Raw genomic sequence first — 12,778 nt, forward strand, 5'->3', positions numbered from 1 at the left:
TAAGATCTAATTATAAACAACCGTCAGTACATTATTTAGACTGTAATCTATAAACAAGGAAATCATTAACTAACTGAGCACTGAATTGACCTGAATCAGTGCCAATAACGGTGGTAAAATCACCGTAAGATGATTGTTTTTTAGTATCATCGTGTTTTATATTACCACAAATTGGGCATATAAGATTTTTTATTAATGTCATTAAGCAATAAGTTTCAACGTGATAGATTTGGATAATCCCTTTTTTATTCTTGTAGATACCACTAACACATCATGATTACTCTACTGTCGCCAGACCTTATACAATACCAATAAAAAAACAGTATACAAAAAGTCAATTTTGATTATTTTATTTCCAATAAAAGTTAACTGATAGTCAACCCTATTTAATCCTTCTACCGTAAACTCTGAACATGCTACTCTTTCATCATTCCTCAATAAGAACTTATAAACATGTCAGCATTAGAACAGCAATTATTATTACTTGGCATGGCTGATTTGCCTGTGGATTCGGCAATAAAAAAACAATTGGATCAATTTATTAGCACATCATCAGCACATTTTGATCATGTTTGCCAACAACGTCCTGACAGCACAACAATCAATTTATTGCTTGGGTTTATGACCCTACACCAGCAACAAGCTCAGCAACAATGGATCTATCAACAGACAGCTGCAACAAAAATGAAAGCGGTTTTTAATGCTACTGTTGGTACTGATTATGCCGCATATTTTACTCATCAAGAGCAAGACTATCTTCTGGCACTAACGCATTTATGGCTAATGGTACAAGGAGCATCTAGCATTGATTACAGTTACAGCAATGAGCAAGCCGAAACTCAAGCTCAGCTTCTGTTACAAAATACAGAAACTATCTCCTCTGCACCGCTTAATACCGCACAAGAAGTACTTCGATGCCAATTAATGCAGTCATACTACTTGGGAAAAAACCACAATAAAGTCACATTTAGTACCCGTATCAAGCTACTGTTCAGAAAAGTATAACAGCGTTATATGTTATAACTTAAAAATAATACGAACCGTCGACTTTCCCCCTCTCCTGACTTGTTCTGATGGCATAAATTACCGACAATGGGGCCGTATTTATTTTTAATGAAATAAAGTCTGCTTCTTGTCGGTCTTATGTATAACGTTACCAAAGGCTCATCACTTTTACGCAGACAACACTTTAGTTCAACACAAAAAATCACAGACAGAACAGCGTTAAATACTGCAAAAATCATCATTATGCGTTGTTTATTTGGAGCTCTAGATTGAAAAAGTTATACCAATATTTCTATTTAACCATTGCCTTACTCACAACCTTGTTTGGCATTACCTTTTCATCAATAGCAGCAGCAACGCCACAACACAGTACGGGTTGGGTAACTAATCCACAGCACCCCCCTGTTGAAGTTAGACTGATGCTAACAGGACAGCAAGATCCCGCCAAACATACTGTTCAAGGTTTGCTTGAAGTTAAACTTGATACTGATTGGAAAACATATTGGCGCTCACCAGGTGAAGGTGGCGTTGCACCTAGTATCAATTGGGAAACCTCATCGAATATTAGTCATGTCGACTGGCAGTGGCCTTTACCTAAGCGTTATGAGTTTTTAGGTGTTGAAACCCTTGGCTATAAACATGATGTTATTTTCCCGCTTTCTATCCATGTTAAAGACATGACGAAACCAGTGTTCCTTTCTGGTAAATTAACCATGTCATCATGTACAAGTATTTGTGTTTTAACCGATTACGAACTTTCATTTGATTTTATCCCAAGTAAATTATTACCCTCTACAGAAGCCATGTTTTTGTACAATAAGGGCGAAAGTCAGGTTCCGAAAACATCACCAGCAGTAACCTTAAAAGCGGTTTCTTATAATAAAGCAGAAAAAAAAGTCACCGTAGTGGCAACAAACAGCACCGGTTGGCAGCAGCCTGATGTCATTATTGACGGTGATACACAAGCAGTAAAAGATACGTCATTTCTCAAGCCAACAACAACCATCAAAGGTGATACGCTATATGCAACGTTACCTGTCACCAGTTGGTTTGGTACACCTAAGCTCGTAGGACAACCACTTCATGTCACAATAGGTGATCATGATATTGCGGTTGAAATGACAGCAACAGCAACAGATCTTCCCGTGAATATTCCTTCAACTAATGGCAATATTCTAAAAGTAATTGGCTTAGCCTTACTTGGTGGTCTGATTCTTAATATTATGCCGTGTGTGTTACCAGTATTAGGAATGAAGTTAAGTAGTGTTATTTCAGCTAAAGGACTTGCCCGTCGTCAAATTAGAACTCAGTTTTTAGCCTCAGCTGCTGGTATCATTGTTTCATTCTGGTTATTAGCTGTATTTTTAACGGTAATGAAATTATCAGGCCAAGCGCTAGGATGGGGTATTCAATTCCAAAGCCCATGGTTTATTGGCGCAATGATCGCAATTACGGTGCTATTTGGTGCCAATATGTTGGGCTTATTTGAAATTCGTCTCTCAAGTAATACCAACACATGGCTAGCGACTAAAGGGGATAGTTCTCATTTAGGTCACTTTATCCAAGGTATGTTTGCGACATTACTTGCAACCCCTTGTAGCGCACCATTCTTAGGTACCGCAGTTGCGTTTGCCTTAGGAGCCGATTTAATTACCCTTTTTGCTATTTTTACCGCACTGGCAATTGGTATGGCTGCACCATGGTTATTAATCGCCCTTTTCCCACAATTAGCAACATTAATGCCCAAACCTGGCGCATGGATGGATCGTGTTAAAACGTTATTTGGCTTAATGATGCTAGCAACATCAGTATGGTTACTAAGTTTAATGACCAGCTTCTTTAATGCCTCAGCCGTATGGGGATTAGGTGCTGTTATCTTAGTCATTATCTTATGGCTACTAGGCCGTAAAAAAGGACGCAAAACTGTTATTATAACCTTGGCTGTAATGTTGCTTGGTGCGGGTGCAAGTTTATTTACAGGTAGCCTCACCGCGAATAAATGGTCAACACCGCTACCGGATGATCATCACTGGATCCCACTAGATACAGCGAAAATAGCGACCGAAGTTGCACAAGGTAAAACTGTTTTTGTCGATGTGACTGCACAATGGTGTATTACTTGTAAGGCCAATAAAATCGGAGTGATTTTACAAGAACCCGTCTATTCAGCACTGGATAATAAAAATATTGTTCTAATGCGTGGTGATTGGACTAAACCGTCAGATTACGTAACTGGATTCCTCCAATCTCACGGTCGTTTTGGTGTGCCTTTTAATATTGTCTATGGCCCTAATGCCCCTAAAGGTATTGAGTTACCCGTTATTTTATCAAGTGAAAGTGTTCTTAGTGCATTAAAAGAAGCAGGAAAATAATGTCATCAGATACTAATAAAAAGCCTCGTCATACAAAACGACGATGGATTCAAAGTATTATTATACTTATCATTCTAGCTATGATTGCGGGTAGTGCATTAGAAGCGTGGCGCAATCGTAATTTAGATAAAATGCAGATATCAACATCGCAACCTACTTATACTACGATTGATAATCAGAAAGTTGATATATTTAAAGACAGTTATAATCAAACAGTACTGGTATATATCTGGGCAACATGGTGTGGCAGTTGTAAGGTCGTTTCTCCTGTTATTAACTGGCTAAATAACCAACAATGGGCAAACCTTAAGATCGTAACCATTGCTATGCAGTCTGGTGATGATCGTCGTTTACATGCTTACTTGCATACGAAAGGCTATAACTTTGCTGTTGTGAACGATAACAACAGAGCATTAACTCGTCAGTGGAAACTCTCACGAGCACCGACAATTTTAATGATTAAGAATGGTAAGATTCAAAGTACAACGGCAGGATTAGTAACACCGCCAGGATTATTTGCCCGTTTAGCATGGGTTGAGATGAAATAATAAAAAACCCAGCGACGTAATTATTCTTTCGATCACAAAGAATGATGCGTTGCTGGGTTAGTTTTTAATATTTATCTAAGCGACGAATTTGCCAGAAATGGCGTCGCCAATATGGGTTGTCTAAGCGAGAAATAATAACGCCTTTTGATTGTGATGCATGTAAGAATTCTAAATTACCTAAATAAATTCCCACATGACGTGAATTACGCCCAGTCCTAAAAAAGACTAAATCACCTTCTTTTGCATTATGACGCTTAACTTGTTTACCCTTTTTAACTAATTCTAACGTTGTTCGTGGCAACGACTTCTGGTAAACACTGGAATAACCAACTTGAACGAAAGCAGAACAATCTATTCCCTTTTTCGACGAGCCACCATAACGATATGGTGTACCTTTCCAATTATGATAAACGCCATCAAACATACCGTTATTAGCAGGTAATGTATGTGCTATTTCCTGCTTTGGTACTGGTGTTAATGCTGTTGTGGTCGCTGTCTCATTCGATGGTGACGATGAACACCCTACCGCTGACAATAAAGCCAATAAAATTAATATCGTTTTTTTTGTAATCAATCCGTTCTTCACGACTTATCCTGCAATCCTTCAGTGGAGATAAATATATTCGATACAATCTACTAAATATTAGAGTTACATTCGTCATACTAACGTAAAGCATAACTAATAACTGTGGTCTTGATTCAATTGTTCTATATATTATTATCTAATCTATATAATAATACATGAAGAATTATACTATTCAAGAATATAGCCATACATGTATAGATAATTAAAAAGATATATATCATTAATATAAGGTAATGAGCGGATGGAGCACAATCATGATGTGATTAATATAATATAAAAATCAAATACAATTAAATTAAACGCAAAAAAAAGCTTACACCATGGTGCAAGCTAAAACTAATACAATAGAAGAGATAAAATGATGAAATATCATCAATCACTACTGTAAATCTTTTAATATTAAATGCGAGGTCTTTAAATCTCATCTCAAGAAAATAAGATACAATTCACAGGTTTATGTAATTAGCTTAATTATCAATAGCGTAAAAAAAAAACCCTATGAATATCAGGATATTATTCCAGTATTATTCACAGGGCTAGTGTTTTATAAACTTATAGGTAAAGCTTAGCTACTTCTGAAGGCTCTAATTCAATACCTTCAAGTGATTCATTCCAGTTCAAACCAACTAACACACCATCTTCTACTAGTGTGATCATCCAATCTTCAAGAAAAATGTCTAATGGTAGTTCACTTGGTTGAAACTCTGCCCATTCATCAGCACATTGTACTTTCGCATCTGCTTCATTTGACCAAAAAGGCATCACTTCAGAGTCTTCAAATTCAGAAGATGCAACAGATAACCAATCACCCTCTTCGTTACGAAGGCTCCAAACAACACGTGTTGCTTGTGTTTCTGTTACGAACAAAGCTTTATTTGCTTGGATATCTGCAGTTAATTTAGTCATCATTTACTCTCAATTAAAATGCTATAATATGGCTTTATCAGTTAAATATATCAACCTTTACCCTACCTAGATATTTTATCAAAAAAACGCCTTATCAGCATTATTATTTAGCTATTGTTGTTTGAGTAATATTAGCAACAAATCAATGATCTCGATAAATGCCTTTTCTTCACAGCGTATATTGACTTATAAAAATTCAGTGACAAAATGTCAGCGAAAGTGAACACTCTGCACTAAGATGGTTTCTTAAGCTTGAGCGCCATTTTGATCGTTCACCATAATAACTTCTCAATATTGCAATGATGTTGAGGCAACAACTACTTTTTAATCTTAGGTGTAAACATGCAATCACGTCGTGCAGGTAATATGCTTGCGGCATTTTCATTTATTCTTTGGGGAATATTACCGCTTTATTACCAATATCTACCTCAAGCAAATACTAATGAATTACTTGCATTAAGGCTTATTTTCTCCGTACCTGTAATGTTAATCGTTATGATATTGCTTCGACAGCCTATTCCTGCAATTAAAGATATTGTGGCGGATAAAAAATCATTAGCCATGTGTGGTTTTGCTGGCGTAATAATGAGTGTTTCTTGGTATGCATTTACATGGGCCATTACTCATGATGATGTATTGGCTGCCAGTTTAGGTTATTTCATTAACCCATTATTTGCGATTGCATTAGCAATGTTTTTCTTAAAAGAAAGGCTAACTAAAGCGCAAGTCATTGCCGTCATCTTAGCAATTTTAGGCATCGGTTATCAGGTGTGGGAATACGGTCGATTACCTTGGCTATCATTAATCATGGGTAGCTTTTTTGCCATCTATGGATTAACCAAAAAATACATTAAATATGATGCACTAACGTCGGTAACAATTGAAGCTGCAATACTGACTCCTTTTGCTCTTATTTATATGATCTGGCTATATTTTAGTGGTGACAGTGTTGCACTAACATCAGGTACGACTACCTTTTTACTGTATGCAGGTGCTGCGCCAGTGACCGTTGCACCATTAATATTTTTTGCTTTAGCACTCAATCGTACCAGTCTAACGATGGTTGGTTTAATGCAATACATTGAGCCAAGCTTACAATTTTTATTGGCAGTATTCTTATTTGGTGAAGTATTTGATCAAACCAAAGCCATCAGTTTTGGTTTAATTTGGTTAGGGTTAATCTTTTGTACAGTCGAAGCTATGCCCGCTATGTTTCGTCGTAAAAAAGTCATTCTAACCAGCCATTAATGAATTGATAGCCTAACGTCATATTTATTATCGTTAGGCTATTGTATTGCTTTTCGGCCACTATTTAGGAACTAAACATGCCAACAACGACTCCCCCAGTTAAAGCACCATTTAATGAGCTTACAGATTTACAACACGCACTTACTGAATTTGCTCAACAGCGTAACTGGGATCAATTTCATACACCTAAAAACCTCGTGATGGCATTAAGTGGGGAGGTAGGCGAATTAATAGAAATATTTCAGTGGTTAACACCAGAACAAAGCCAACAACTATCACCAGAAAAAAAACAACATGCCAGTGAAGAAATCGCTGATGTAATGATGTATTTACTACGACTAGCTGACAAATGTGATATTAATGTACTTCAAGCGTGCCAAGAAAAGATCCAACAAAATGCAGCTAAATACCCTATCAATAAGTGCTATGGCTCAGCTAAAAAATATAACGAGTTGGATTAATATTATTAGGCATAAATAGATGGTAATAAAAAAGCTGACATAATGTCAGCTTTTTTATTATTGGTTTATTTTTCACCAACACCGCGATTTTCTTTCTTCGCAAGAGCAATTTTACCAAAGCCTAACTTGCGGAAATAACTATCTCGATATTCACGTCCAGCTTTACTGCACGTAGATACAGCTTCAACTTGTTGCTCCATTTTTAGAAATGTCGTTAGATCAATACCTTCAGCAGCAGCTACCGCTTCATGAATGTTACGGTGTATATCAAAAGAGAAAATTAGTCGCTTCTCTTCTTCTTTGTAGGTATAAACAATAGTACGTGACATAACGTCCCCAATAGAGCATGAAAGGATAGCGAATTTACCGTATAAGGCCTCAATATGGAAGTAGAACCGTATTTACTATAACGATTTACTTTACTATGTCTTAATTATCAACAACTTCACACTGTCGTGGTATTAATAAATCATGTTGAAATAAATCATCTTCAGCCATTGGTTGATAAAAATAAAAACCTTGAATATAACGTACACCAAGTGAAGCTATAAATTCTAATTCTACTTGTTTTTCGACCCCTTCCACAACAATATCTGCTTGCGTAATTTTTCCAAGTTGTACCGCAATTTTAAATAATTCTCGGCCTCGCAGACTATCAAGATTCAATACTAACGAGCGATCTATTTTAACTTTATTAAATTCGAAACGAGATAAATAAGCTAACGAAGAATACCCAGTACCAAAATCATCTAACGCCACCGAAATACCAATATATTGTAATTCTGCTATTATCTTGGTTACTTTTTCTTCATCTAAAATTAAAAGCTCTTCTGTAAACTCTAATTCAACATGATGAAAAGATAGTGAACTATTACCAATCCGTTCTTTTACAATACTCACAAAATTTTTCAACAGTACCGTATCAGGTGAAATGTTAATCGATAATTTAAATTTAGGATTAATAATGATAAATTTTTCAGCGGCTTTTATGGCATTATCTAATACCCATAAATCTAATTCAGGCATTAATCCCAACTGATTGAAATCGGAAATAAATGTTGGTGGTAATATTTTACCTTGATGATCCCTAAAGCGAAGTAAAGCTTCACAACCAACAATACTATTATTTGTAATATCGACCTGAGGTTGATAATAAAGAATAAATTCACCGTCATCCTGTAATTTTTCAATTTTCTTCTGCGCACGAAGATTATCATGTAACGATGGAATAAAACTGGTTAATCGTGTTTTAGATTCTATTTCATCACTGGTAAATAATCGATTTGAAAATATATCAGAGACACCAATACCTAAACTACGTTTATCCATTAGCTTAAAGAATGGCAAATAGATCATAATGCCAATGAGCACTAGTAGTAATTGTAATACAGCACCTGAAATTGCACCTCCTGTTGCCATATAACCGCTAATAAAAGGTGGCATTAACCAACTATGTATTTCACTTAATGGCGGTACGATATCCATATAAATCGCACCATATGCAAGAATAAAACTCACCGTTGGTACTAATAAGAACGGAATGATCATTATCGGGTTAAAAATAACCGGAATACCATAGAGAATAGGTTCGTTGACATTAAATAAACAAAGTATTAATGCTGCTTTTGCTAGTAATTTATAGCCTTTGCTTTTCGCAAAAAATAACATACAGAGAACCAAGCTCAGCATATTACCGCTACCACCAATACCTGTAAAAAAGTCATAAAAATTAGTACTTAATATATTAAGTTCAATACCAAAATTATGCCATTCAGTAATATTTACTAAGGTAATATTATACAACTCTGTTTTATAGGAATGCAGAATATGATGCCCATTAACACCTATTGCCCAAAATAAGCCTCGCAACATTTCATAAATAAGGCCATCGATAAAAGAGGTAGGATCCAATCGTGGAATAAATGACCAAGGAATTAATGAAGATAATTGTTCACATATTTTTTTAAATAAAAAACTTATCGATAATGCTATCGATATTGTAACAATGGAACCAGCCAACATACTCATCGATATATCAATAAATGACTGATCTGTCTTTCCTTTAAATAATCTTATTTTTCTTAATTTAGCAATGACTTCACAAGAAATATACGCTGTCAGTAATGATATAGGAAAACTATTAGGAAGAGGAATTAATGGCGATATTAAATCCCATTGATAAGAAACAATAAAAAATACCGTTAATGATGTAGCAATCACAATACCTTTTGGTATACGTTTTACTGCTGACAAATAAGTAGCAAGGTAAAAGTTAACCAAAATAGGAATCATGACCCTTGTCGTTTGACCGACATAATGAACCGTTTGTCCAAAATCATTAAAATTAAAATATTCACAGAATAACGCTATCAACTCACAAAAAGTCGATATCAATACCAATGGTAACGCCATTAAAAAAACATTTGAAACTGCGACAAGATATTTATTAACAGATAACTGCGACATTCTTGTAAAGATTGGCATTATATTTTCTGCTTTAAAAGCATTATATTCAATTAGTTAAATATAATGCTTTTTTTATCAAGAGCCAATAATTTTCGTCTCAAAATCAAGGTTCAGTCATCAAAAATAAAAAATTCAAGGTTGCTTTTTGACTTTATTTAACCTTGATCAAAATACTGCCACTATTAAATATCTTTTCCCATAGTTATACACAGAAACGGTGGATAAGTTCAGAAAACAAACAAAAATAAACATTATTACAACAAAATAAAAACAAAAAACCACTTACCATGACAGTTATTGTTTAATTAATCAGCACTATTTAATTATCAATGTTGAAATAATGAATAATCTGATTTTCACTGCCTTTCCATACCAAGGAAGGATTTCGTTGTTCTTGTTCATATTTACCATCAACCATAACATCGATTAAAGCTGTAATTTGCAGCTGTTCTGGTGTCAATTCTGATAACAAATACCCTGTCCATAACCAAATATCTTTATCACTGCATTCACGACGTACACGTTGTACCAATTTTAGTACTGCAGCTACATTGTGCGGATGTAACGGATCACCACCAGATAACGATAACCCACGACGTTTAATACGTGTATCGTTAAGATCATTAATTACTTGATCTTCCATTGCCTGCGTAAATGGATGTCCAGCATCAACACGCCATGTGCTTTGGTTATAACAACCTTTGCACTGATGAACACAGCCAGAAACAAATAAAGTCACTCGCGTACCTGGGCCATTAACAATATCAACAGGGTAATAATTATGGTAGTTCATTTTATATCTCGGTTAATCTCACAACATACTATCAATACCTAAAACATAAAAAGTGCCCTAAAGCACTTTTTATGTTTAACTTCAGTCTACTTATTGCTATTACATATGCTTAACGCGACGCTTAACTTCTTCTTGTTTACCGAAGTTAAACGGACGTGCATCTGGACTGCCTAAGTAACCACATACACGGCGAGTTACTGATACACGAGAAGGCTCATGGTTACCACATTTAGGACATGTAAAGCCTTTGCTCGTACAGTCAAACTCACCGGTAAAACCACAGTCATAACACTCGTCAATCGGTGTATTGGTACCGTAATATGGAACGCGGGTATAGCTGTAATCCCATACGTTTTCTAATGCTTCAAGGTTATGTTGAATATTTGGGTATTCGCCATAACAAATAAAACCACCATTTGCGATATCTGGGTATGCCATTTCAAAGTCAATCTTGTCATACGGATTCACTTTTTTCTCAACATCTAAGTGGAAACTGTTGGTATAAAAACCGCGATCCGTTACGCCACCAACAACACCAAACTCTTTGGTATCAATAGCACAGAAGCGGCTACATAGGTTTTCACTCGGTGTACTATAAAGACTGAAGCCATAACCAGATTCTTCTTTCCAAGCATCTGTTGCATCACGTAGACGTTGTACAATGGCAACTGCTTTTTCACGCAGCATTTCACTGTCATAAACGTGCGTTGCATTACCATACAATGCATTCACGGTCTCATGAATACCAATGTAACCTAATGAAATAGATGCACGGCCATTTTTAAAGATTTCAGAGACATCATCATCTTCTTTTAAACGCACACCACATGCACCTTCCATATAAAGGATAGGAGCAACACGGGCTTTTACGCCATTTAAACGCGTAATACGCGTGTCTAATGCACGACGAGACAATGCTAGACGCTCATCTAGAATCTCAAAGAAACGCGCTTCATCACCTTGTGCTTCTAATGCAATTCGTGGCAAGTTGATACTTACTACACCAAGGTTATTTCGACCTTCATGAATAAGTTCACCATTTTCTTCATAAGGGCCAAGGAAGCTACGACAACCCATTGGTGTTTTAAACGAACCGGTTACTTCAACTAATTTGTCATAGTTTAGAATATCAGGGTACATGCGCTTAGATGCGCACTCTAATGCCAATTGCTTAATATCGTAGTTAGCATCATCAGGTTTATGGTTAAGACCATCTTTAATCGCAAAAACAAGCTTAGGGAATACGGCTGTTTTATGATTTTTACCTAAACCTGCAATACGGTTTTTAAGAATAGATTGTTGAATTAAACGCGATTCCCACGATGTGCCTAAACCAAAGCCAAAAGTTACAAAAGGAGTTTGACCATTCGCAGTATGTAATGTGTTTACTTCATATTCTAATGATTGGAATGCGTCATAACATTCTTTTTCAATACGTGCTTGTGCAAAAGCAATAGGATCAGCAATACCCCACTCTGTTGCGACTTCTAAATGCTTACTGTAACTTACCGTTACATAAGGTGCCAACACTTCATCAATACGATTTATTGTTGTGCCACCATAAATATGGCTCGCAACTTGAGCAATGATTTGTGCTGTAACTGCTGTTGCTGTAGAAATTGACTTAGGAGTATCAATCTCAGCATTACCCATCTTAAAGCCATCACTCAACATGCCATTAAGATCAATTAGCATACAGTTAAACATTGGGAAAAATGGTGAGTAGTCTAAATCGTGATAGTGAATTTCACCATTTTCATGTGCTTTGACAATATCACGAGGTAACAAATGTTGAGTTGCATAATGCTTAGCAACAATGCCTGCAAGTAAATCACGCTGGGTTGGAATAACTTTACTGTCTTTGTTGGCATTTTCATTTAACAAAGAAGCATTACTTTGCTCGATTAAGCCACGGATCTCGTTATTTAAACGACTTTTCTTCTCACGAGAGATATCTCGATCATGGCGATATTCGATATAAGCACGAGCAACAACCTTGTGTGGACCTGCCATAAGTTGCGTTTCTACTGCCTCTTGAATAGCATGAATATCAACGTTATCAGTACCAGAGAACTGCTTTAATACCGCGTCAGCGACTGATGTAGCATAGGCTTCATCCATTGTATGACACTCTGAATCGCTGATGGAATTTGCTGCCCCAATAACAGCTTCTTTAATGCGTAAAACATCGAAAGACACACGGCAACCATCACGCTTTATTACTACAGGATTCACACAATGCTCCTAAAATCACAGAAAATTACAGTGTCACGTAACCACAAAATATAGTGTTCTATTTGTGTTCAGCAACAAGATGTAGGGTATTAGGCGCGATCTAGCGCAAAGAAACATTGATCAAGATCAATTTTATTAACGAGCAGTTTGTCTTCTGA

Annotated in this window: 12 protein-coding genes; 5 read left to right on the forward strand and 7 right to left on the reverse strand. The window is 36.1% G+C overall.

The genetic code is table 11. The features are described from left to right. Window positions 1-31: 31 nt before the first annotated feature. On the reverse strand, window positions 32-202 hold the full coding sequence (locus tag ACJZU6_RS14785; protein ID WP_408901273.1) for a hypothetical protein: 171 nt from the start codon (window positions 200-202) through the stop codon (window positions 32-34). A gap of 251 nt (window positions 203-453) precedes the next feature. Between ACJZU6_RS14785 and ACJZU6_RS14790 the strand changes: the two genes are divergently transcribed. From ACJZU6_RS14790 to ACJZU6_RS14800, 3 genes are all read left to right on the forward strand, one after another. Next, entirely contained in the window at window positions 454-1,005 is a 552-nt protein-coding gene (locus tag ACJZU6_RS14790; protein WP_408901274.1) for a hypothetical protein, read from the forward strand. A gap of 269 nt (window positions 1,006-1,274) precedes the next feature. After that, entirely contained in the window at window positions 1,275-3,377 is a 2,103-nt protein-coding gene (locus tag ACJZU6_RS14795; RefSeq protein WP_408901275.1) for a protein-disulfide reductase DsbD family protein, read from the forward strand. After that, window positions 3,377-3,925: a thioredoxin domain-containing protein gene (locus tag ACJZU6_RS14800; RefSeq protein ID WP_408901276.1), complete on the forward strand. Its 549-nt coding sequence runs from the start codon at window positions 3,377-3,379 to the stop codon at window positions 3,923-3,925. The genes ACJZU6_RS14795 and ACJZU6_RS14800 overlap by 1 nt, the downstream gene beginning before the upstream one ends. A gap of 64 nt (window positions 3,926-3,989) precedes the next feature. On the opposite strand, the gene ACJZU6_RS14805 is transcribed toward ACJZU6_RS14800, so the two are convergent. Together ACJZU6_RS14805 and ACJZU6_RS14810 are read right to left on the reverse strand one after the other, a co-directional pair. Beyond that, window positions 3,990-4,349, reverse strand: a complete 360-nt coding sequence (locus ACJZU6_RS14805; protein WP_080156523.1) for an NlpC/P60 family protein — start codon at window positions 4,347-4,349, stop codon at window positions 3,990-3,992. A gap of 714 nt (window positions 4,350-5,063) precedes the next feature. Continuing rightward, the gene (locus tag ACJZU6_RS14810) at window positions 5,064-5,417 is read right to left on the reverse strand and encodes a DUF2750 domain-containing protein (protein ID WP_080156522.1); all 354 of its coding nucleotides are present in this window, start codon (window positions 5,415-5,417) and stop codon (window positions 5,064-5,066) included. A 342-nt stretch (window positions 5,418-5,759) separates the two neighbouring features. Here ACJZU6_RS14810 and rarD point away from each other — a divergent pair, with 342 nt between their 5' ends. Both rarD and ACJZU6_RS14820 read left to right on the forward strand, forming a co-directional pair. After that, window positions 5,760-6,665: an EamA family transporter RarD gene (gene rarD, locus ACJZU6_RS14815; protein ID WP_408901277.1), complete on the forward strand. Its 906-nt coding sequence runs from the start codon at window positions 5,760-5,762 to the stop codon at window positions 6,663-6,665. Window positions 6,666-6,742: 77 nt separating this feature from the next. Next, complete coding sequence (locus ACJZU6_RS14820) at window positions 6,743-7,126, forward strand: nucleotide pyrophosphohydrolase (RefSeq protein ID WP_080155713.1); 384 nt, start codon at window positions 6,743-6,745, stop codon at window positions 7,124-7,126. A 65-nt stretch (window positions 7,127-7,191) separates the two neighbouring features. Here the strand turns inward: ACJZU6_RS14820 and ACJZU6_RS14825 are convergent, their stop codons facing one another. From ACJZU6_RS14825 to nrdD, 4 genes are all read right to left on the reverse strand, one after another. Then, window positions 7,192-7,455, reverse strand: coding sequence for a DUF2960 family protein (locus tag ACJZU6_RS14825; RefSeq protein WP_036791038.1), 264 nt, complete (start codon window positions 7,453-7,455; stop codon window positions 7,192-7,194). A 100-nt stretch (window positions 7,456-7,555) separates the two neighbouring features. Next, a complete protein-coding gene (locus ACJZU6_RS14830) occupies window positions 7,556-9,610 on the reverse strand; it encodes an EAL domain-containing protein (RefSeq protein ID WP_408901278.1) in 2,055 nt (684 codons plus the stop codon). A 301-nt stretch (window positions 9,611-9,911) separates the two neighbouring features. Next, the gene (gene nrdG, locus ACJZU6_RS14835; RefSeq protein WP_080155711.1) at window positions 9,912-10,385 is read right to left on the reverse strand and encodes an anaerobic ribonucleoside-triphosphate reductase-activating protein; all 474 of its coding nucleotides are present in this window, start codon (window positions 10,383-10,385) and stop codon (window positions 9,912-9,914) included. Window positions 10,386-10,484: 99 nt separating this feature from the next. Next, window positions 10,485-12,620, reverse strand: a complete 2,136-nt coding sequence (gene nrdD / locus ACJZU6_RS14840) for an anaerobic ribonucleoside-triphosphate reductase (RefSeq protein WP_080155710.1) — start codon at window positions 12,618-12,620, stop codon at window positions 10,485-10,487. Between the last annotated feature and the right edge of the window lie 158 nt (window positions 12,621-12,778).

Origin of the sequence: Photobacterium piscicola, assembly GCF_046058925.1 — a bacterium.
GTDB lineage: Bacteria > Pseudomonadota > Gammaproteobacteria > Enterobacterales > Vibrionaceae > Photobacterium > Photobacterium piscicola.

What these genes read in the sequence shown, in the direction of transcription:
- ACJZU6_RS14810 (WP_080156522.1), bottom strand. Translation starts at nt 5,417, where the DNA reads ATGACTAAATTAACTGCAGATATCCAAGCAAATAAAGCTTTGTTCGTA.
- ACJZU6_RS14785 (WP_408901273.1), bottom strand. Translation starts at nt 202, where the DNA reads ATGACATTAATAAAAAATCTTATATGCCCAATTTGTGGTAATATAAAA.
- ACJZU6_RS14820 (WP_080155713.1), top strand. Translation starts at nt 6,743, where the DNA reads ATGCCAACAACGACTCCCCCAGTTAAAGCACCATTTAATGAGCTTACA.
- ACJZU6_RS14825 (WP_036791038.1), bottom strand. Translation starts at nt 7,455, where the DNA reads ATGTCACGTACTATTGTTTATACCTACAAAGAAGAAGAGAAGCGACTA.
- ACJZU6_RS14800 (WP_408901276.1), top strand. Translation starts at nt 3,377, where the DNA reads ATGTCATCAGATACTAATAAAAAGCCTCGTCATACAAAACGACGATGG.
- rarD (WP_408901277.1), top strand. Translation starts at nt 5,760, where the DNA reads ATGCAATCACGTCGTGCAGGTAATATGCTTGCGGCATTTTCATTTATT.
- ACJZU6_RS14805 (WP_080156523.1), bottom strand. Translation starts at nt 4,349, where the DNA reads ATGTTTGATGGCGTTTATCATAATTGGAAAGGTACACCATATCGTTAT.
- ACJZU6_RS14790 (WP_408901274.1), top strand. Translation starts at nt 454, where the DNA reads ATGTCAGCATTAGAACAGCAATTATTATTACTTGGCATGGCTGATTTG.
- nrdG (WP_080155711.1), bottom strand. Translation starts at nt 10,385, where the DNA reads ATGAACTACCATAATTATTACCCTGTTGATATTGTTAATGGCCCAGGT.
- ACJZU6_RS14830 (WP_408901278.1), bottom strand. Translation starts at nt 9,610, where the DNA reads ATGCCAATCTTTACAAGAATGTCGCAGTTATCTGTTAATAAATATCTT.